Source organism: Mesorhizobium sp. B2-6-2 (genome assembly GCF_006440615.1).
Classification (GTDB): domain Bacteria; phylum Pseudomonadota; class Alphaproteobacteria; order Rhizobiales; family Rhizobiaceae; genus Mesorhizobium.
The window spans coordinates 33,026-51,648 of sequence record NZ_VFUG01000016.1; the positions used below are offsets into that span (position 1 = coordinate 33,026).

The following is an 18,623-nucleotide window of genomic DNA, read 5'->3' on the forward strand; positions in this document are numbered from 1 at the left end:
AGATGATTTTTCCGGAAGCCGGCACATTAGGTTGGAAAGGCGACAAGCCCTTCGTCCTTGACTCGCCGGATGGTCAAAGCGGTGCGTACGGTATCTACGTTGGGAGCGGAGGCCAGTTCCTCGATGACGAAGGTCTGGAAGGTGCCGAGGTCGCTCGCCACGCAGTGCAGCAGGAAATCGGATTCGCCCGAAACCATCCAGGCATCGCGCACGATCGGCCAGCCGCGCGTGCGTTCGGCGAAGGTCTTCAGCTCGGCATCGGCCTGATGATGCAGGCCGATCAGGCAGAAGGCGACGACATCCATGCCGAGCGCCGGGGCATTCAGGAGGGCGCGGTAACCGCGGATGATGCCGGCCTCTTCCAGCCGCCTGACACGGCGCAGGCAGGGCGGCGCTGAAATGCCGACCCGGTTGGACAATTCGACATTGGTCATGCGGCCGTCGCCCTGCAGTTCGCGCAGGATCTTCCAGTCGATGGCATCGAGATCGGCTTTGAGCGGCATGGACGGCTTTCGCGCAAGAATCTTTCGCGATTTTGTAATTTGGTTTCGCCTGGGAGGCCATCCCTTTACGATGATTTTCTCCTTGTTTTGATGCATGCGGTGATCCCAGAGCCGCGCATCTCTCCGGACGACGTGCATCGGTGAGGGGCGGCGATATGGCCTGATATGCGGGGAACGAAGCTTTCCGGGGACGAAAGCCAACTTGCCTTGCTGGTCTCACGGGCAACACTTACATTAGCCGCGACAAACCACGGCTGCGCGCCGCAGGGGACTTTCATGAACACCAAACATGCGCCCGTTCTCATCATCGGTTCCGGCCCGGCCGGCTACACGGCGGCGGTCTATGCCGCGCGCGCCATGCTGAAGCCGATGCTGGTCGCCGGCCTGCAGCAGGGCGGCCAATTGATGATCACCACCGACGTGGAAAACTATCCGGGCTTCGCCGATCCGATCCAGGGTCCGTGGCTGATGGAGCAGATGCTCAAGCAGGCCGAGCATGTCGGCACCGACATCATCAACGACATCATAACCGAGGTCGATCTCAATGTGCGGCCGTTCCGCGCGACCGGCGATTCCGGCACCGTCTACACCGCGGATGCGCTGATCATCGCCACCGGCGCGCAGGCGAAGTGGCTGGGCATCCCGTCGGAGCAGACCTTCATGGGGTTCGGCGTTTCGGCCTGCGCCACCTGCGACGGCTTCTTCTATCGCGGCAAGGACGTCGCGGTGGTGGGCGGCGGCAATTCGGCGGTCGAGGAGGCGCTCTATCTGTCGAACCTCGCCAAGAGCGTCACCGTCATCCACCGGCGCAGCGACTTCCGGGCCGAGCGCATCCTGCGCGAGCGGCTGCTCAAGAAGGACAATGTCCGCGTCATCTGGGACACGGTCGTCGACGAGATCACCGGACGGCCGGGCAAGGCGCCGCTGCCGCCCTCGGTCGAGGGCCTGACGCTGCGCAACGTGGTGACCGGCCAGGAATCGAAGCTGCCCGTCGACGGCGTGTTCGTCGCCATCGGCCATGCGCCGGCGGTCGAGCTCTTCGCCGGCAAGCTGAAGCAGAAGCCGAACGGCTATCTGTGGACGGCGCCCGATTCCACCCGCACCGACGTGCCCGGCGTGTTCGCCGCCGGCGACGTCACCGACGACGTCTACCGCCAGGCGGTGACGGCGGCCGGACTTGGCTGCATGGCGGCGCTCGAGGCGGAAAAATATCTGGCGGGCATCGAGGTTCACCGCGAAGCGGCGGAATGACAATCGGCTGAAAGAAGCCGTTTAAAAGCCTGATTTTTCATTCAGACGCCGAAGCAACGCGAGGGGAATCATGGCGCTGGACTGGGACAAGCTACGCGTATTTCACGCAGCGGCGGAGGCTGGGTCGTTCACCCATGCCGCCGAGACGCTGCACCTGTCGCAATCGGCCATTTCGCGGCAGGTCAGCGCGCTGGAGCACGACGTCGGCGTGGCGCTGTTCCACCGCCATGCGCGCGGCCTGGTGCTGACCGAGCAGGGCGAGATGCTGTTCCGCACGGCGCATGACGTGCTGATGAAGCTGGAAACCATCAAGACGCGGCTGACCGAAACCAAGGACCGGCCGTCGGGTGTGCTCAGGGTAACGACCACGGTGGGCCTGGGCGCCGGCTGGCTGACCGAGCGCGTGCAGGAATTCATCGAGCTCTATCCCGAGATCAGCCTGCAGCTGATCCTCGCCAATGAAGAGCTCGACCTCACCATGCGCCAGGCCGACTGCGCGATCCGGCTACGCCAACCGCAGCAGCCCGACCTTATCCAGCGCCGGCTGTTCACGGTGCATTTCCACCTCTATGCCGCGCCGTCCTATATCGCCAAATTCGGCAAGCCGGCCTCGATCGCCGAGCTCAGGAACCACCGCATCGTCACGTTCGGCCTGCCGGTGCCCTCGCATCTGTCGGAGCTGAACTGGCTGGAGACGGTCGGCGATTTCGAGGGCGGCCAGCGGGTGCCGACGCTGCAGATCAACGACATCCTGTCGATCAAGCGGGCGGTGCAGGGCGGCGCCGGCATCGCCATGCTGCCGGACTATGTGATCAACAAGGACACGGACCTGGTGCAGCTTCTGCCCGAGACCGAGGTGCCGTCCTTCGACACCTATTTCGCCTATCCCGACGCGATGAAGAACCAGGCGAAGCTGCACGTGTTTCGCGACTTTATCATCGCCAAGGCGCGCAGCTGGTCCTACTAAGTTCTCCGACACAGGGATTTTGAAAGGTTGCCGTTTGTCGTGGTGCAAGATTTTCCGTTCATTTGCGTGAAATCAGCGCAAACGCCGGGGACTGGTTGAAGCCGCCCCAACCTCGTCATTCTATGGCGGAGCAAGGAGCGAAGCGACGCGCGCAGACCATAGAATCCATTCCGTGACTTGGAAGCGCCGCCACAGTGCAGAATTCTGCTCCGTTGCACGCCTTGGCGAAAGTAACGGAATGGATTCCAGGGTCTCCGCGACGGAGCTTCGCTCCTGCTCCGCCCTGGAATGACGACCGCGATGGGCGTTTCGGCCAATCTCCAACTCGTGCCACCTGCCAACGCAAACAGAGCCGACCGGTCAAAATCCCTGTGCAGTGCCACTGGGCAGGGCGTGTCATTCTCGGATCATCCGCGCCAGGGCGTGATGCGCGGCAGCCAGCCGGGCACGGCGCGGCGGTAGGCTTCGTATTCTTCGCCATAGCGGTTGGCGAGCGTCGGCTCTTCATAGAGCTTGACGAAGGAGATCATCGCCGCCGCGGCGATGAGGCCGTAGACCAGCACCGCCCAGCTCGAAAAGATAAGCGCCTGGCCGAGGATGATCGACAGCACCGCCACATACATGGGATTGCGCACATGGCGGTAGACGCCGCCGACGACCAGTTTCTCGGTCGGCGCCACGGGAGCGGGCGTGCCCAGGCCCTCAAGCGCAAAGCGGGCGAAGGCATGAAGCAGGATGGCGGCCGCTCCGATCACAAGAATCGAGCCCACAAGCACGAAACCCGGCAGAGCCGACAGAGGTTTGCGATAATGGTCGGTCAGCAGCCACGGCGCCAAGCCGGCGACGACACCCGGCGCTGCAACAAGGAACAGCGCGCTGCCGGCGATTGCTGAAAAAGTTCGCATCATCGGTCTCCTGCCGTAAAAATAAACTCGGCTTGCCGAAATCGACATCATTTCGCCGATTTGCATATTTCTGAGCAAAATCGGCTCGGTTTGCTTTTAAGCAGTCGCTTTAGCGCCGGAAACGCGCCGGAATCGGCGACTTTTCTGGTCCTATGGCTTCGATGAACAGGTTGGACCACAGCCTGCGTCTTTTTGCATGCGTGTGTTGCAAAATAGATGCTTGTTTCTTGGGCATGATGAGCACATATATAGTCACATCTCCGGGGCGCGTTCTCCTCCCATTAGCGCCCTCGAGTGTTCCCCTCTGGAGGTTAGCCTTAATCGGCACTTCCAATCAAACTCAGCCGGATCTTTATTGATCCGGCTTTTTTGTTGCCCGCACGCCTTCGGGCCGGCAAGAAAACGACTGAATCCACCGCGTAACAGTGACATGTAACATCGGGTAACATGTCGCAGACCCACTCTATCGTTTAAGTAGACGATAGGACGCGGTTGGTCGGTTCGGGAGATGGGGGCATCACTCGAAAGACCGGGCTCAGGCAAGCACCGCGTCCGAACCTTTTTTCCGGATGCGGCGGACTAGCCGTTGCCTCCCAGGAGAACGGTCCGCAATAGGAACGGCGTCCGGATCATCCGGACGCCGTTTTCGTATCTCCAACAGAAGCCTGCCAGACAGGCCGACCTGCTCGTGCGTTTCACCGTTTCACAGAAACGGCGAACCGCACTATCTCCTTGTTCTTACGCAACTCCGGACGGAAAACCGCGCACACTTTTCCCGGAATTGCTCTAGGCCGCTTTGCCGTTGGCGTTCATCGCTTCGTCGGCCAGCCGGCCGGTGAGCTCGGCCATGTGATCGAAAGTGGCCTTGTAGCTGGCGACGCCGGCGGTCGCCGAGCGCAGCTCGATGATCAGGTCGCCGATTTCGGCCTGGGGCATGGTCGCCTCGACGACGTCCCAGCCCGGCCAGTCGGGCCTTGCATCATAGCCGAGGATCTGGCCGCGCCGCTGCGGGATCAGTGCGATGATCTTCGAGGTCGCGTCGGAGGGCGTGACGATCTCGACCTTCATCACCGGCTCCAGCAGGACCGGCGAACAGGCGGCCATGCCTTCCTTCATCGCCAGCTTCGCCGCCATCTGGAAGGCCATGTCGGAGGAATCGACCGCGTGGTAGGAACCATCCGACAGATTGACGGCGACATCGACGACGGGAAAGCCGAGCGGGCCCGTCTTCAGATAGTCGCGAATGCCGGTCTCCACCGACTGGATATAGGTTTTCGGCACCACGCCGCCGGTGATGGTGTCGGAGAACTGGAATCCGGAACCGCGCGGCAGCGGCTTGATCTCGATCACCACGTCGCCGAACTGGCCGTGGCCGCCGGATTGTTTCTTGTGGCGGCCGCGCTGTTGCGCCGATTTGCGGATCGTCTCCCGGTAAGGCACCGCCGGGGCATGGCCCTCGATCGGGATCTGGTTCTTGCCCTCAAGGCGTTCGCGCACCACGCGCAGATGCATCTCGCCGTGGCCCGACAGGACGGTTTCGGCGGAATCCTGATTGTGGCGCAGGCTGAGCGATGGATCTTCCTCGGCAAGCCGCTGGATCGCCGCCGACATCTTGACCTCGTCCTTGCGCTCCTTGGGGCGAAGCGCGAAGGCGAAGACCGGCTGCGGCGGCTCCAGCGTGACAAGCGGCCGGATGCCGCCCTTGGCCGAGCTCAGCGTCTGGCCGGTCTTGACGTTGTCGAGCTTGCCGAGCGCAACCGTGTCGCCCGCCTTGGCGGATGTCAGCTTCGACTGGTCCTTGCCGAGCATCCTGTAGATGCCGGAAACCTTCGCCGTGTCGCCGTTGGAAAGGAAGAGCTCGGCTGCGTCGGCCAGTTGGCCCGAGAGCACGCGCGACACCGAAAGTTTGCCGCCATGCGCGGTGTGAATGGTCTTCATCACCTGCACCACCGTCTGGCCGTCCGGCGCGCCAAGGCGCTTCCGCGTCGCCTCGACATCCGGCGCGTCATGGCGGATGGCTTTCAACAGGCGCAGCACGCCGTTGCCCTTCTCGGCCGTGCCGATCAGCACCGGCGTCACCGCGCCGGCGCGCAGATCGGCCGAGAGATCGTCGAAGATAGCGTCCTTCGGCGGCTCGATCTCCTCCAGCAACTGCTCCATCAGGTGATCGTCATGGTCGGCGAGCGTCTCCAGCATGGAGAAACGCGCTTCCAGCTCGCGCGCCTTGTCGTCGTTCGGGATCTCGGCGAGCTGGCTCTCGGCGTATTCGCGATAGATGTAGGCGCGTTCCAGCGCCAGATCGATCGAGCCGATGACGATGCCGTCCTTGCGCACCGGAATCTGGCGCAGCAGCAGCGGTGCCGTGCTTGCCGGCTGCAGCATCTTCAGCGTCTCGCGCACGCCCGCGACCGCCTTGTCGACCTTGTTGAGGAAAAGGATGCGCGGAATGGCGAGATCGTCGAGCTTGCGCATGATGAGCTGCAGCGCCGGGATCTTCTTCTCATCGGCCTCGGCGACGACGACCGCGAGGTCGCAAGCGGCAAGCACGGGTTCGGCCTCGAAGGCGAATTCGATGGAGCCGGGACAGTCGACGAAAGTGATCTGCTCGTCCATGAAATCGGTGGTGGCAAAGGTCGCCTCGACGCTCATGGCGTGGGCGCGTGCCTCCGGCGAATGGTCGGAAACGGTGTTGCCCGATGAAACTGGTGACTGGCGGGGAATGGCGCCCGTGCGGGCGAGGATGGCTTCGAGAAGTGTCGTCTTACCGCTTGCGAAGGGACCGACTATGGCAATGCATTTCGGTCCCGTGCGTCGTCCTCCGGCGCGAGTACCCATGGCTGAACCTCCACTCAGGCGTTTCCCAAGAGAGCGATCAGCAAAAGTGGAAACCGGTTTGCGTCCGATCGCACCCTATGCAGAGCGGCGGCCGGCCTGTTCGGCCGTCGCGGGCGGGGTCTTCACCTCTTCCCAAAACCATCGTCACACGGGTTTGTCGGGAGGGCAAGAAAAATAGGACGTTCGCCGGCTTGGGTTCACCAGGCCGCCATTTTTTGCTTGTCAGGCTGTGAGGGCGAGCGGTTCGCGGGCGGCGGCACACAAGGCACTTGCCTTGTCGCGCGGCGCCGGCCTGCCGAAGAAATAGCCCTGAAAGCGGCTGCAGCCGGCCGTCAGGGCAAGCGCGAATTCCTCCGCGGTTTCGACGCCTTCCGCGACGATGGCGATGTCCTGGATGCGGGCGATCTGGGCAAGCGCAGAAACGAAGATCTGCGCCACCTGGTCGTGGGCGAGGCTGCGGATGTAGGAGCGATCGATCTTGACGCTGTCGATGGGCAGCGACTTCAGGTAGTTGAAGCCGCAATGGCCGGTGCCGAAGTCGTCGAGGGCGATGTGGAAGCCGAGGCCGCGCAGCGCCTCGAGGCGCCTGAGAACCTCCGGCGTCGCGGCCGTCGCCACCGTCTCGGTGATCTCGATGATGAACTGCGACGCCGACCGGCCGGTCTCGCGCAGGACCCGGTCGCACATTGTCACGATCTCATCGCGCTTCAGCTGCTCGCCGGAGACGTTGATCGAGATGCGCCGTCCGGGAAAATGTCCGATATCGGCGCAGGCGCGCTTGAAGACCCATTCGCCGATCATGTCGATCAGCGTCGAGCGCTCGGCGATCGGGATGAATTCCGACGGCGAGATCAAGCTGCGCACGGGATGACGCCAGCGGATCAATCCTTCCAGCGCGTCGACTGAGCCGTCGGGATCGACGATCGGCTGGTAGTGCAGTTCCAATTCGCCGAGATAGATCGCAGCGCGCAGCTCGCGTTCCACCAGCCGGCGATAGCGTTTGTCAGACAGCATCTCCTCGTCGAACACGGTGACGCGGCCGCGGCCGCCCGCCTTGCTCTCGTAGAGCGCGAGATCGGCCAGCAGCATCAATTCAGTGCCGTTCGAAGCGTGCAACGGCGCGAGCGCGACGCCCACCGAGATCGACAAGGGAATGATCTTGCCTTCATGTCTCTTGCCGGCCCGCATCGCATCCAGCAGCCGGCGGGCGTCCTTGCCGATACTGGCGACGTCGCCATGCGGAACCATGATGCCGAACTCGTCGCCGCCGAGCCGGCCGATGACGCCGTCCTCAAAGATGCGCTGCGCTTCCGCGACCAGATGCGCCAGCGCCAGATCGCCGAACTGATGGCCGAACGTGTCGTTGAGCTGCTTGAAATGGTCGAGGTCGATCAAAAGCAGACTTGCCTGGCGACGGTTGCGCGAGCCGCTGAGCCAATCGCCCAGCGCTTCGATGAAATAGCGCCGGGTCATCGCGCCTGTCATGGCATCGTCAGTGAGAAAGCGATGCTTCTCGGCCTCGGCGTCCGCCGCCGATTGCAGGCGCTGGACGACGTTCGAGCGCATATACATCAACACCAGAAGCGCCATTAAGGTCGAAGTCACCGACACCGCGAGCGCGCCGGCGCGGGAGGCGTTCTCCGTCAGCGCGAAAGCCGCGAGCCCGGTGGCGGCGATGCTCATCACGAGCAATGCCTGGATGCCGCGATAGATACGGCCGCTGTGATCTTTGATTGTCGCCAAGATACTCATGTCCGCGCCCCCACAGCACGCGACATGGCTAGGACCTCAGCCGTTAAGAAACGCTGAGCGTGGCGGCTGCCTCGATTAATTCCTTTGCCGCTGAGTGGAGATCGCGATTTTATGGTTAAAAAGCAACGATTTATGACAATTTTCAGACATTCTAATGTTGCAATCCGCCCGCTGCGCGAATGAGAAATCGAGGTTGCCGCCGGGCAATGGCTCAAAGCCGGTTGCAACGGTCTCCCGACGAGGCGAAACTATCGCGTGAGACACCGCGCGGGGCGCTCTGTTCGAGAGGATCTGAACGATGAAGCTCATTGCGTGCGGCAGCGTGCCGACGATCGTCGCGCCGGAGACATATTTCACCGGGCGGGTGCTGCAGACGCCAATCATCGAGAAAGAGGCGCCGGCGCGGCTGAGGGCGACGCTGGTCAGCTTCGAGCCCGGCGCGCGCACCCATTGGCACACGCATCCGCTTGGACAGACGCTCTATGTCACTGCCGGCGCCGGCCTGGCGCAAAGCTGGGGCGGCCCGGTGCAGGAGATCAGGGCGGGAGATGTCGTTTCCTTCGCGCCGGGCGAAAAGCACTGGCATGGCGCCGGCCGGAAAACCGCCATGACGCATATCGCCATGCAGGAGGCGCTGGACGGCGTCCACGCCGACTGGCTGGAGCAGGTTTCCGACGAGCAATATGGCGGCTGATCGGCGCCCAAGAAAAACCCGGCGCGGCGCCGGGTTTTCTTGCTGGCCGGCCGGGCAGCCGATCAGGTCAGCGACGCGGTGAAGCGCTGGATGCGCGTGCAGGCTTCTTCCAGCAAAGCATCCGACGTGGCGTAGGAGATGCGGAAGTTCGGTCCGAGGCCGAAGGCCGAGCCGAACACCACCGCGACGCCCTCGGCCTCCAGCAGCTCGGAGCAGAAGGCCTCGTCATTGTCGATCACCTTGCCCGTCTTGGTCTTCTTGCCGATCAGCTGGGCGCAGGACGGGTAGACATAGAAGGCGCCTTCCGGCGACGGGCAGGAGATGCCGCGCGCCTGGTTGAGCATCGAGACCACGAGGTCGCGCCGGCCCTGGAAGATCGCCTTGTTCCTGGCGATGAAATCCTGCGGCCCGTTGAGCGCCTCGACGGAAGCCCATTGCGCGATGGTGCAGGCGCCCGAGGTCTGCTGCCCCTGGATCATGTCCATCGCCTTGATCAGCGGCACCGGGCCGGCGGCGTAGCCGATGCGCCAGCCGGTCATGGCATAGGCCTTCGACACGCCGTTCATGGTCAGCGTGCGCTCATAGAGGTTCGGCTCGACCTCGGCGATGGTCTTGAAGACGAAATCGCCATAGGTCAGGTGCTCATACATGTCGTCGGTCAACGTCCAGACATGCGGATGCCTGAGCAGCACGTCGGCCAGCGCCCGCAGCTCGGCCTCCGTGTAGGCGGCGCCCGACGGGTTCGACGGCGAGTTCATCAGCAGCCATTTGGTCTTCGGCGTGATCGCCTTTTCCAGCACTTGCGGCGTGAGCTTGAAGCCGTTGTCGATCGAGGTGTCGGCGAACACCGAGGTGCCGCCGCAGATCGCCACCATTTCGGGATAGCTCACCCAGTAGGGGCGCGGGATGACGACTTCGTCGCCCGGGTTCAGCGTCGCCATGAAGGCGTTGAACAGGATCTGCTTGCCGCCGGTGCCGACGATGGTCTGCTCCGGCCGGTAGTCGAGATTGTTCTCGCGCTTGAATTTTTTCGCGATCGCCTCGCGCAGCGGCACGATGCCGGAAACCGGCGGATATTTGGTCTCGCCGCGGCGGATCGCCTCGATCGCCGCATTCTTGATGTTGTCAGGCGTATCGAAGTCCGGCTCGCCGGCGCCGAGGCCGATCACGTCACGGCCGGCATTTTTCAGCTCGCGCGCTTTCTGCGTCACCGCGATGGTCGCGGAAGGCTTAACGCGGGAAAGGACGTCGGCGAGAAAGGCCATGACGAAATGTCTCCTAGGAAAAGCGGCCAGGAGCGGCCGCGGCGCCTCTCATGTCGCATCATCGCCCGGAGCGCAAGCATTGTGCGATGAGCCAGAGGTCAAGGAGGCGTGACCAAAGTCAGCCTGCGTGAGCGGCAACGCTAAATTCATCAACGGCCGGTAAACCCTTGGCTGGCAGGATTGCAGATTGGATTGCGCCTATTCGCGGAGCGAGAAACCTTGTCGCGCAGCATCGGGCTTGCCCACATCATCCGTCATGATGACGGCACCTCGACCGGTGTCTGGGGCATCTATACGCTGCAGAGCGCGTTCCAGCCGATCTTCGCCTTCAGGGAGGGCAAGCTCTCGGTCGCCGCTTTCGAAGGGCTGATCCGGCCGTTCCGCGATGGCGAGCCGCAGTCGCCGGGGACATTTTTCGGCACCTGCCCGGCGGCCGACCGGCTGCATATCGAGGCGCTGACGCGCACGCTGCATCTTCTGAACGCCGGCGCTTGCCTGCCGCAAGAGGCCTCCATCTTCGTCAATTTCGACCCGTCGGTCTTCACCGATCGCCACATCGCCGACAAGGCGTTGCGCGACATGCGGCTGGTGCTGCACGAAGCCGGCATCGATCCGCGCCGCATCGTCTGCGAGGTCACCGAGCAGAAATCGGCTTCGCAGGAAGCGCTCTACGGTTTTGTCGAGGCGCTGAGGGCCAATGGCTTCAGCATCGCGGTGGACGACTATGGCGCCGATGATTCCGACATCAATCGGATCAAGGAACTCAAGCCGGACATCGTCAAATTCGATGCGAATTGGATCACCCATCTGATGGAGTCCGGCGCCGGCTTCGCCTTGCTGACGGCGATGGTGCAGAGTTTCGAGAACCAGGGCATCCGCACCGTCTTCGAAGGTATCGAGGAAGGCTGGCAGCTGGAGCTAGCCGAGAGGTCCGGCGCCTCCATGGTGCAGGGCTACGTGCTTGCCCGGCCGGAACTTGCCCCCACCAGCTTTCGCGTCTTCGGCAAGGGCGCGCAGCGGCCTTCGAGCGAAGACAGCAAGGCACCGGCCGCCGCAAGCCCGGCGGCCCCAACGCTGCACGGTCGGCCGGCAAGGGTGTTCGGGCGCAAGGTCGCGCCATGAGCGAACAACCAGACAGGCGGCGCAACGTCGCCAAGGCGATCTTCGCCGACGAGATCGGCCTCCAGTTCGGCGTCTATGGCGAGTTCCGGCTGTGGAGCGCCTATCAGCCGATTTTCGCGCCGGAGGGCAGGGTGCTCAGAGCCGTCGCCGTCGAGGGGCTGATCGAGCCGCGCCGCGTCGCGCAGCCGGTAGCCGCTTCGGTCTTCTTCGGCAGCATTCCCGCGCCCGACCTTCTGTTTGTCGAAACGATGTGCCGGATGCTGCATCTCGGCAATTATCGCAACATCGGCGTCGAGGGATTGACGCTGTTCTTCAACTATAATCCGACCATCAACGACCATCTCGGACGGGCGCTCGCCGAGATCCGGCTGATGACCAGGCATCTTGGCGATCTGGAGCTTGAGCCCAGCCTGCTGGTCTGCGAGATCACCGAACAGGCAGCCGATGACCAGGTTCTTGCCAGCCTGGTGCGCGAAATGCGGCGCGACGGCATCCGCATCGCCATCGACGATTTCGGCACGGGGCATTCGACCGAAGCGCGCATCGATCTGCTTGCACCCGACATCGTCAAGATCGATGGCGCCTGGTTTGGCGAGCTCTGCCGCCATGCCGCCGCCGAACGCTTCTTCCGGCCGTTGGTGGCGATGCTGCACGAGCGCGGCGCCAAAGTGCTGGTCGAGGGCATCGAGAATGCACAGCACTTGCGCGTCGCGCTCGAGGGCGGCGTCGACCTGCTGCAAGGTTTCCATCTCGCCCGCCCGGCGCTCGCCGGCACGATCTTCAAGGAAGAACCGCTTTCGGTCGACGCCCTGCTCGGCGCCGGCAACAAGGTCGTGCCCCTGCATCAGCATCGCTGATGCTCAATGCCAAAAGGTGCATCAGCATCGCTGATGCAGACGCCGAAAACATATCAGCGCCGCTGATGGTTCTTCTCAAAAACAAATCACTGGATGGTTTCGCATGGGCACGTTAGAGCCGTGCTGAAATGGGCTTCAGACGACGTGCGAGGTATGTGGGATGATCCTTTACGACATGGCCGACAGTGGCAATTGCTATAAGCCGCGGCTGTTGATGGCCAAGCTCGGCATTCCTTTCACCCGGGTAGAGGTGAGCTCGCATACCGGCGAGACGCGCAAGGCCCATTATGTCGCCAAGAATCCGAATGCGATGGTGCCGATGCTTGAGCTCGACGACGGCAGGCGCATCGCCGAGAGCAACGCCATCCTGCTTTATCTCGCGGAAGGGACGCGCTTCCTGCCGGCCGACAGGTATGAACGCGCGCTGGCTTACCAATGGCTGTTCTTCGAGCAATACAGCCATGAACCCTATATCGCGGTGCGCAAGGCGCTGCTGACCTTCCCGGAACGGGCGAAGGACGCCACGCCGGAACGATTGGCGCAGACGCTGGAGCGCGGCAACAAGGCGCTCAGCGTGATGAACCAGCATCTGCAGCAGAACGAATTCTTCGCCGGCAGCGCCTGCAGCGTCGCCGACATCGCCTTATATGCTTATACCCACACCGCCGGGATGGGCGGCTTTCAGCTTGACGCCTATCCGGCGGTCGCAGCCTGGCTGAAGCGGGTGGAAGCGGACAAGGGGCATGTGCCGATCGAGTGGGTGGGATAATTCCTCACGCAGTCAACCGCTTTGCACCTGACCTGTATCGGCGCGCCAACGAGCCGCTTTGTATGCATATGGCCATAAGCGGCTATTTCAAAAGGCGTTCATATTCCGAGTGAGTACCGATCCAAAACCAGATCATGTCGTCCCGGTCACGGACTGCAACAGCACGGTAGTCCAGATCAACTCGCGCTGACCAATAACGTCCAACCCGCTTGAAATGGAGCGAAGGATGAAACGGATCTGCACGCAGCTTGGCGAAGCTGCTGTCAGCCTTCATCCTGATTGCTTTAGGTAGTTTATCGTAGGCGTCCCAAAATGAAGGGGCGGCAAAGTGATTCACAGGGGCCGAGTCCGACCCGCGCGATGGTCAGCCAGTGCCTGTTCTGCAAGCTTGTCCAGCCGGCCCGCTTTCGCGTCGGCTTCGATCTGCTTATCCCACAAATCGGCCTGCAGCGCTTCGAACCATACGGCGAACGCTTTAAGCTCATCCGGGCTGAGCTCCGCGACGGATTTTTCGATCTGTTCGAGTTTGGTCATGCAGCAAAGATAGCACTGGTGGGCCAAAAGTGCCACCCGTGGGCCTGCTGGGACGAGGGAAGAACTCGCCAAAATCCAGACAACAAAAAAGGCGGGCAATGCCCGCCTTCCTCTGCCGGTAGCCTGATCGGGAGCGTCTGGTCCGGGCCGGCAGCTATCTGCTGTTCCAGCTTGTCGGGTCTTTTCGCTCCGGCGCGCTTCTCGCGCGACCGTCAGTACATCCGTGACTTGCCGCGCGCCCCGAACCTTCGTCCGGCGCGCGCCTTTGCTTAGCCGCATTTCTGCAACGCCAAGCGATTCCGCTTGGCTGCAAAATGCTTAAGCCAAATCAGGCTGCCTTGCTAAGAGACCCAGCAGCGGACTTGCCGGTGCGGCGGTCCTGCTCGATCTCGAAGTTGATTTTCTGGCCTTCAGCCAGGCTCGTCATGCCAGCGCGCTCGACAGCGGAGATGTGGACGAAAACGTCCGCGCCGCCATTGTCAGGCTGGATGAAGCCGTAGCCCTTGGTGGCGTTGAACCACTTGACCGTACCAGTTGCCATATAGAATGCCCTTCACATTTGCTTTTGTTTGACCGGACCAACGTCCGGCCGGCGGTATCGAAATTTTGGAGATAGACGTCAGCAAACGCGAAGATCGCGGCCCGATCGATCGGCCAAATTCAATGCTGCGGATATAGGATAGTTTGAGCAAGAAAACAAGACGGGTTCCCTGGACGCTGCCCCCATCCCGGATCGAGCGGAATACAAGCATGGAAGTTTTGACAGCGATGCCGCGTTGTGAAGGGATGCGATGCTTGCCCTTCCGAGGAGAGAAGCCATGAAGACCATTCTGCTTGCCGCCTGCTTCCTGCTGCTGGCTGCGGAAGCGCAGGCGGTGACGCGCTACGATCCGACGCGCATGAGCTGCGATCGGGTGCAGGCGACGATCGCCAGACAGGGCGCCGTCATCCTGCGCTACCAGTCGACGCGCGTGCCGGGGCTGCCGCTCTACGACCGCTATGTGCGCGACGAGCGCTTCTGCAACGCGGGCGAAGTGAGGGCACGCGCCTACGTGCCGAGCGCCGACACCCCGTCCTGCATGGTCTATGTCTGCAAGCGTCCGGATTTCGAGCGGCGTTTCCGCCGCCGGTTCCTGCAGGACTGATACGCAGCGCCTTAGAAACCGAACGAGGCCTGCGCCGCCGGCGGCGGGCCGACGCGAACGCCTTCCATGGCCAGCATCCTTTCCTTGGTGGCCGAGCCGCCGGGCGCGGAGAAGCCGCCGATCTTGCCGCCGGCCGCCAGGATGCGATGGCACGGAATGACGAGCGGCACCGGATTGGCGCCGAGCGCCGCGCCCGTTTCGCGCGGAAGGCCCGCATGGCCGGCGCGCTTGGCCAATTCACCATAGGTGGTGGTCTCGCCGAAGCCGAGCTTGCGCGCCGCGTCGTAGATGGCAAGGCGGAAATCGTCGACGCCGTCGAGATCGACCGGCACGCCGGAGAAGTCGACGTCCTCGCCGGCCGCATAGGCCTTGATCGAGGCGATCAGATCGATCACCCAGGACGGCTGGTCTGTCGAGGCCGAGACGCCGGGGTGGCGAAGCAGCCGGCGCTCGACCGCTTCGCGGCTGCGCTCCGGCAGGCAAAGCCGGATCAGGCCCTTCTCGCTCCAGGCGATACCCACGAAGCCGATCACTGTTTCTAACACTGCGTGGCCGGCCGTGATCTGGGATGTGGGTTTCATGACGTATTCCTTCCGCAAAACAGCGAAAAACGAGTACATATCCAGAACAATATGGCACTTCGGCCCTGTTGTCGCCACCCGAAAACCGCCGGGTGGCCCCGATTGCCGGGTGTGAATCGCTGGTGTAAGGACTCCTTAACAACCGACAAACCGGACCCGCACGGCTTGCCAGCTAAAATCATATTCACCGCGCTCGGCGTGCTCATCGCCGCTGCTGGTCTCAGTGGCTGCACCTCGACCTCGCAGATGAAGGCCGCGCCCGCGCTTGCGGAGGCATCGACGCCTGTCGCCGCGGACGATACGCCGACGCTCGCGCTGCCCGAAACGGTGGCCGTGCTGCCGGAGCCTTCGGGCCTCGCGCAGGTGCAGACCGCGGCGCTGGCCGGCGATGTCGTCGCCATGGCGACCACGCCAGGCGCGCCCGCGACGCAAGGCGCATTGGCGACGCAAGGCGCGCCCGCGACGCAAAGCGCGCCCGCGACGCAAAGCGCGCCCGCGACGCAAGGCGCGCTTTTGCCGCCGCCTGTCCAACCTGGCGCGCCGGCCGCGGCGCTGGCTCAGCCCGCGGCCTTCGCCGGAGCGACGCCGATGGCCGGCCAGTTTCCGCCGCCGCCGGTGCTGACGGCCGGCGGCTCGCCGACCGGCCCTGGATCCATCAGCCGAGCGGCATCCATCAGCCGAGCGGCAGTCTATACGACCGCAGGCGTCGCCATGCCGGTCACCGGCCAGTCGGCGAAAGTCGCCCCGATGCCCGGCGTCCAGCAGGTCGCCTATATGATGCCGGAAAATCCGGCGCTGCTTGCGGCACCTGGCCAACCCGAGCAGCACGCCAGCGGCCCGCGCGGCGAGATCGAACGGCTGATCGAGAAATATTCGGCGATCTATGAAGTGCCGATCGACCTGGTGCGCCATGTCGTCAATCGTGAAAGCACCTTCAACCCGAAAGCCTACAATCACGGACATTGGGGACTGATGCAGATCAAGCACGCGACGGCTCGCGGCATGGGCTATGACGGACCGGCGACCGGCCTGTTCGACGCCGAGACCAATCTCAAATATGCGGTCAAGTATCTGCGCGGCGCCTGGCTGGTTTCGGGCGGCAACGCCAAGCGGGCCGACATGCTCTACCAGACCGGCTATTACTACGATGCCAAGCGCAAAGGCCTGCTCGAGGCGACTGGGCTGGGCGTCGACCGCAAGCGGCACCGCCTGCCACCCGACGCCTGAACGGACGGTTCCGCGCGGCGTTTCGAGACAGCGCCATGCATGAAAACACAACGCCCCGCCCGCCGGCTGCCAACGACATCCGCCTGCGCAAGCTGCTCGACGACACGCTGACCGCGCCGCATTGGCCGCAGGGTTTTGTCATGCGCGCGTTCGAGCACCGGGATGCGCAGGCTTTGCACGCGCTGCTGGAAGAGGTGTTCGACGACGGCGCCGACGGGCCGTTCGACGAGTGGTGGCCGCGCATTTCCGGCGATGCGGAGTTCGACCCCGCCCTCTGTTTCCTGGCGATCGACGGCAAGGGGCTGCTGGCGGGCGCGGCGCTCTGCTGGACATCCGGTTTTGTCAAGGATCTCGCCGTGCATCCGGAAATGAGACGGCAGGGCCTTGGCGAGGCGCTGATGCGGCAGGTGTTCCTGACCTTTCGCGAGCGCGGGGCGACCCATGTCGATCTCAAGACCAACACGGTGAAGAGCCCCGCGGCGTTCAGGCTCTACGAGCGGCTCGGCATGATCCCGGTCGACTGGGAAGGCTGACGCGCAAAGCGCGGCGGGCCGGATCGGAGGCTCCCGGCGCGGCGTTGCCATCGCCTGCGCTCGGACATTGTGAACTCCTTCACATAGGCTGACGTTAGGGCATGCTAATTCGTCGTCGTGCCGGGCGGCCGATCGGCGGATCGACGCGGGCAAGGCGTCGGAGGAGGCTGTGCCGGCATGCGTCAGCCACTCCCAGGCGGGCTCCGGGGCGGGGGTTTCGGAGCCCGTCCGCTTTGCGTGAAGCGAGGCGGACGGAACGGGCCGCCGACGCGGTCGCGCCAACCGAGATCGGCTTCACCGACCCGCCGGCCCGGTCGGCACGCACAAGCGCGGGAACCCTAAGCGGCGTCGCGCATTCAACGCAGGGGCCTTGATGAGCCGCGACCTATGCGTCGCCGGTCGCGCAGGGAGGTCCGCAATCCCGTGAAGCTCGCTTCAGCATTCCTGGCCGCCGGCATCCTGCTGGGCGCTGTTCAAGCGCGAGCCGTGGAACTGTCGATCGTGTCGGGCGATACCGGCAACGGAATCAAGGTGCTGCGCGAGATACTGGATCGTTACGAGAAGAAGAGCGGCAACAAGGTCGACATTGTCGTCATTCCGCCTTCGACCACCGACCAGTTCGGCCAATACCGGCTCTGGCTCGCCGCCGGCAGCAGCGATATCGACGTCTACCAGACCGACGTTATCTGGGCGCCGCAGCTTGCCAGCCAGCTGGTCGACCTGACCGAGGCGACCAGGGATGTGGTGGGCGAGCATTTCCCGTCGATCATCCAATCGCAGACGGTCAACGGCAGGCTGGTCGCGCTGCCGATCTTCACCGACGCGCCGGCGCTCTACTACCGCAAGGATCTGCTCGACAAATACGGCGCCAAAGTGCCGACCACCTGGAAGGAGCTGGCCGATACCGCGAAGCTCGTGATGAACAAGGAGCGGGCGGCCGGCAACAAGGACATCTGGGGCTTCGTCTTCCAGGGCAACGCCTATGAGGGGCTGACCTGCAACGCGCTCGAATGGTTGATGTCGAATGGCGGCGGCCGGATCATCGAGCCGGACGGTGAAATCTCCATCGACAATCCAAAGGCGGCCGCGGCGCTCGACATGGTTAAGGGCTGGATCGGCACGATAGCGCCGCCGGGCGTGCTCGCCTATCAGGAGGAAGAAACACGCGGGGTCTGGCAGACCGGCAATGCCGTCTTCATGCGCAACTGGCCCTATGCCTATGCGCTGGGCAACAGCGAGAATTCGCCGATCAAGGGCAAGTTCGACGTGGCGCCGCTGCCGGCCGGCGAAGGCGGGCGGCCGGTCGCCACGCTGGGCGGTTGGAACCTTGCGGTGTCCAGATATTCGAAACATCCAGACGAGGCGATCGAGCTGGTCAAGTTCATCGCGTCGCGCGAGATGCAGAAATACCGGACGCTGAGAACGTCCAACCTGCCGACCATTCCGGCCCTCTATGACGACCCCGACATCGCCCGTCAGCAGCCGATCGTGCCGCGCTGGAAAAAGATTTTTCTCAATGCGCAGCCAAGGCCGTCGGCAACCGCCAGGATCAAGTACAACGAGGCATCCAGCCAGTTCTGGACTGCCGTGCACGACACGATCTCCGGCCAAGGCGCCGCCGCCGACAATCTGGCCGATCTCGACGCGAGGCTGACCAGGCTGAAAGGCAAGGGCTGGTGAGCG

The 18,623-nt window shown here is 63.4% G+C and carries 19 protein-coding genes; 10 read left to right on the forward strand and 9 right to left on the reverse strand.

Going from position 1 to position 18,623, the window contains the following annotated elements:
* Window positions 1-26 precede the first annotated feature (26 nt).
* Complete coding sequence (locus FJ419_RS24200; RefSeq protein WP_040989590.1) at window positions 27-503, reverse strand: Lrp/AsnC family transcriptional regulator; 477 nt, start codon at window positions 501-503, stop codon at window positions 27-29.
* A gap of 276 nt (window positions 504-779) precedes the next feature.
* Here FJ419_RS24200 and trxB point away from each other — a divergent pair, with 276 nt between their 5' ends.
* Together trxB and FJ419_RS24210 are read left to right on the forward strand one after the other, a co-directional pair.
* Window positions 780-1,754, forward strand: a complete 975-nt coding sequence (gene trxB, locus FJ419_RS24205; protein WP_140541479.1) for a thioredoxin-disulfide reductase — start codon at window positions 780-782, stop codon at window positions 1,752-1,754.
* 70 nt (window positions 1,755-1,824) lie between these two features.
* On the forward strand, window positions 1,825-2,721 hold the full coding sequence (locus tag FJ419_RS24210) for a LysR family transcriptional regulator (RefSeq protein WP_140541478.1): 897 nt from the start codon (window positions 1,825-1,827) through the stop codon (window positions 2,719-2,721).
* A 407-nt stretch (window positions 2,722-3,128) separates the two neighbouring features.
* Here the strand turns inward: FJ419_RS24210 and FJ419_RS24215 are convergent, their stop codons facing one another.
* From FJ419_RS24215 to FJ419_RS24225, 3 genes are all read right to left on the reverse strand, one after another.
* Complete coding sequence (locus FJ419_RS24215) at window positions 3,129-3,626, reverse strand: isoprenylcysteine carboxylmethyltransferase family protein (protein ID WP_140699025.1); 498 nt, start codon at window positions 3,624-3,626, stop codon at window positions 3,129-3,131.
* Window positions 3,627-4,412: 786 nt separating this feature from the next.
* On the reverse strand, window positions 4,413-6,461 hold the full coding sequence (locus tag FJ419_RS24220) for an elongation factor G (protein ID WP_140699028.1): 2,049 nt from the start codon (window positions 6,459-6,461) through the stop codon (window positions 4,413-4,415).
* A 222-nt stretch (window positions 6,462-6,683) separates the two neighbouring features.
* Window positions 6,684-8,213: a GGDEF domain-containing phosphodiesterase gene (locus tag FJ419_RS24225; RefSeq protein ID WP_140699031.1), complete on the reverse strand. Its 1,530-nt coding sequence runs from the start codon at window positions 8,211-8,213 to the stop codon at window positions 6,684-6,686.
* A gap of 298 nt (window positions 8,214-8,511) precedes the next feature.
* On the opposite strand from FJ419_RS24225, the gene FJ419_RS24230 reads away from it, so the two are divergent.
* Window positions 8,512-8,907, forward strand: coding sequence for a cupin domain-containing protein (locus FJ419_RS24230; RefSeq protein ID WP_140699034.1), 396 nt, complete (start codon window positions 8,512-8,514; stop codon window positions 8,905-8,907).
* Between the two features lie 62 nt (window positions 8,908-8,969).
* On the opposite strand, the gene FJ419_RS24235 is transcribed toward FJ419_RS24230, so the two are convergent.
* Window positions 8,970-10,172 (reverse strand): pyridoxal phosphate-dependent aminotransferase, encoded by a 1,203-nt coding sequence (locus tag FJ419_RS24235; protein ID WP_140699037.1) that lies wholly within the window; start codon window positions 10,170-10,172, stop codon window positions 8,970-8,972.
* A 219-nt stretch (window positions 10,173-10,391) separates the two neighbouring features.
* Here FJ419_RS24235 and FJ419_RS24240 point away from each other — a divergent pair, with 219 nt between their 5' ends.
* From FJ419_RS24240 to FJ419_RS24250, 3 genes are all read left to right on the forward strand, one after another.
* Window positions 10,392-11,294 carry an EAL domain-containing protein gene (locus tag FJ419_RS24240; RefSeq protein WP_140699042.1) on the forward strand — a complete coding sequence of 301 codons (903 nt, stop codon included), beginning with the start codon at window positions 10,392-10,394 and terminating at the stop codon, window positions 11,292-11,294.
* Window positions 11,291-12,151, forward strand: coding sequence for an EAL domain-containing protein (locus FJ419_RS24245; protein WP_140699045.1), 861 nt, complete (start codon window positions 11,291-11,293; stop codon window positions 12,149-12,151). The genes FJ419_RS24240 and FJ419_RS24245 overlap by 4 nt, the downstream gene beginning before the upstream one ends.
* Window positions 12,152-12,311: 160 nt before the next feature.
* Entirely contained in the window at window positions 12,312-12,920 is a 609-nt protein-coding gene (locus FJ419_RS24250; RefSeq protein ID WP_140699048.1) for a glutathione S-transferase family protein, read from the forward strand.
* 82 nt (window positions 12,921-13,002) lie between these two features.
* Here the strand turns inward: FJ419_RS24250 and FJ419_RS24255 are convergent, their stop codons facing one another.
* The 3 genes from FJ419_RS24255 to FJ419_RS24265 form a co-directional block, all read right to left on the reverse strand.
* Window positions 13,003-13,257 (reverse strand): hypothetical protein, encoded by a 255-nt coding sequence (locus FJ419_RS24255; RefSeq protein ID WP_140699051.1) that lies wholly within the window; start codon window positions 13,255-13,257, stop codon window positions 13,003-13,005.
* The gene (locus FJ419_RS24260; protein ID WP_140699054.1) at window positions 13,254-13,454 is read right to left on the reverse strand and encodes a hypothetical protein; all 201 of its coding nucleotides are present in this window, start codon (window positions 13,452-13,454) and stop codon (window positions 13,254-13,256) included. Before FJ419_RS24260 ends, FJ419_RS24255 begins: the two co-directional genes overlap by 4 nt.
* 328 nt (window positions 13,455-13,782) lie before the next feature.
* Window positions 13,783-13,995 carry a cold-shock protein gene (locus tag FJ419_RS24265; RefSeq protein ID WP_027168154.1) on the reverse strand — a complete coding sequence of 71 codons (213 nt, stop codon included), beginning with the start codon at window positions 13,993-13,995 and terminating at the stop codon, window positions 13,783-13,785.
* 277 nt (window positions 13,996-14,272) lie between these two features.
* On the opposite strand from FJ419_RS24265, the gene FJ419_RS24270 reads away from it, so the two are divergent.
* Window positions 14,273-14,599 carry a hypothetical protein gene (locus tag FJ419_RS24270; protein ID WP_140699057.1) on the forward strand — a complete coding sequence of 109 codons (327 nt, stop codon included), beginning with the start codon at window positions 14,273-14,275 and terminating at the stop codon, window positions 14,597-14,599.
* Between the two features lie 11 nt (window positions 14,600-14,610).
* Here the strand turns inward: FJ419_RS24270 and FJ419_RS24275 are convergent, their stop codons facing one another.
* Window positions 14,611-15,180, reverse strand: coding sequence for a methylated-DNA--[protein]-cysteine S-methyltransferase (locus FJ419_RS24275; protein ID WP_140699060.1), 570 nt, complete (start codon window positions 15,178-15,180; stop codon window positions 14,611-14,613).
* A gap of 165 nt (window positions 15,181-15,345) precedes the next feature.
* Between FJ419_RS24275 and FJ419_RS24280 the strand changes: the two genes are divergently transcribed.
* From FJ419_RS24280 to FJ419_RS24290, 3 genes are all read left to right on the forward strand, one after another.
* Window positions 15,346-16,407: a transglycosylase SLT domain-containing protein gene (locus FJ419_RS24280; protein WP_246679333.1), complete on the forward strand. Its 1,062-nt coding sequence runs from the start codon at window positions 15,346-15,348 to the stop codon at window positions 16,405-16,407.
* A 35-nt stretch (window positions 16,408-16,442) separates the two neighbouring features.
* Window positions 16,443-16,940, forward strand: coding sequence for a GNAT family N-acetyltransferase (locus tag FJ419_RS24285; RefSeq protein ID WP_140699063.1), 498 nt, complete (start codon window positions 16,443-16,445; stop codon window positions 16,938-16,940).
* Between the two features lie 423 nt (window positions 16,941-17,363).
* Entirely contained in the window at window positions 17,364-18,620 is a 1,257-nt protein-coding gene (locus FJ419_RS24290) for an ABC transporter substrate-binding protein (protein ID WP_246679334.1), read from the forward strand.
* Window positions 18,621-18,623: the final 3 nt, after the last annotated feature.

Excerpts from the sequence above, each read along its gene's own strand:
- FJ419_RS24200 (WP_040989590.1), bottom strand. The coding sequence starts at position 503 with ATGCCGCTCAAAGCCGATCTCGATGCCATCGACTGGAAGATCCTGCGC.
- trxB (WP_140541479.1), top strand. The coding sequence starts at position 780 with ATGAACACCAAACATGCGCCCGTTCTCATCATCGGTTCCGGCCCGGCC.
- FJ419_RS24210 (WP_140541478.1), top strand. The coding sequence starts at position 1,825 with ATGGCGCTGGACTGGGACAAGCTACGCGTATTTCACGCAGCGGCGGAG.
- FJ419_RS24215 (WP_140699025.1), bottom strand. The coding sequence starts at position 3,626 with ATGCGAACTTTTTCAGCAATCGCCGGCAGCGCGCTGTTCCTTGTTGCA.
- FJ419_RS24220 (WP_140699028.1), bottom strand. The coding sequence starts at position 6,461 with ATGGGTACTCGCGCCGGAGGACGACGCACGGGACCGAAATGCATTGCC.
- FJ419_RS24225 (WP_140699031.1), bottom strand. The coding sequence starts at position 8,213 with ATGAGTATCTTGGCGACAATCAAAGATCACAGCGGCCGTATCTATCGC.
- FJ419_RS24230 (WP_140699034.1), top strand. The coding sequence starts at position 8,512 with ATGAAGCTCATTGCGTGCGGCAGCGTGCCGACGATCGTCGCGCCGGAG.
- FJ419_RS24235 (WP_140699037.1), bottom strand. The coding sequence starts at position 10,172 with ATGGCCTTTCTCGCCGACGTCCTTTCCCGCGTTAAGCCTTCCGCGACC.
- FJ419_RS24245 (WP_140699045.1), top strand. The coding sequence starts at position 11,291 with ATGAGCGAACAACCAGACAGGCGGCGCAACGTCGCCAAGGCGATCTTC.
- FJ419_RS24250 (WP_140699048.1), top strand. The coding sequence starts at position 12,312 with ATGATCCTTTACGACATGGCCGACAGTGGCAATTGCTATAAGCCGCGG.
- FJ419_RS24260 (WP_140699054.1), bottom strand. The coding sequence starts at position 13,454 with ATGACCAAACTCGAACAGATCGAAAAATCCGTCGCGGAGCTCAGCCCG.
- FJ419_RS24265 (WP_027168154.1), bottom strand. The coding sequence starts at position 13,995 with ATGGCAACTGGTACGGTCAAGTGGTTCAACGCCACCAAGGGCTACGGC.
- FJ419_RS24270 (WP_140699057.1), top strand. The coding sequence starts at position 14,273 with ATGAAGACCATTCTGCTTGCCGCCTGCTTCCTGCTGCTGGCTGCGGAA.
- FJ419_RS24275 (WP_140699060.1), bottom strand. The coding sequence starts at position 15,180 with ATGAAACCCACATCCCAGATCACGGCCGGCCACGCAGTGTTAGAAACA.
- FJ419_RS24285 (WP_140699063.1), top strand. The coding sequence starts at position 16,443 with ATGCATGAAAACACAACGCCCCGCCCGCCGGCTGCCAACGACATCCGC.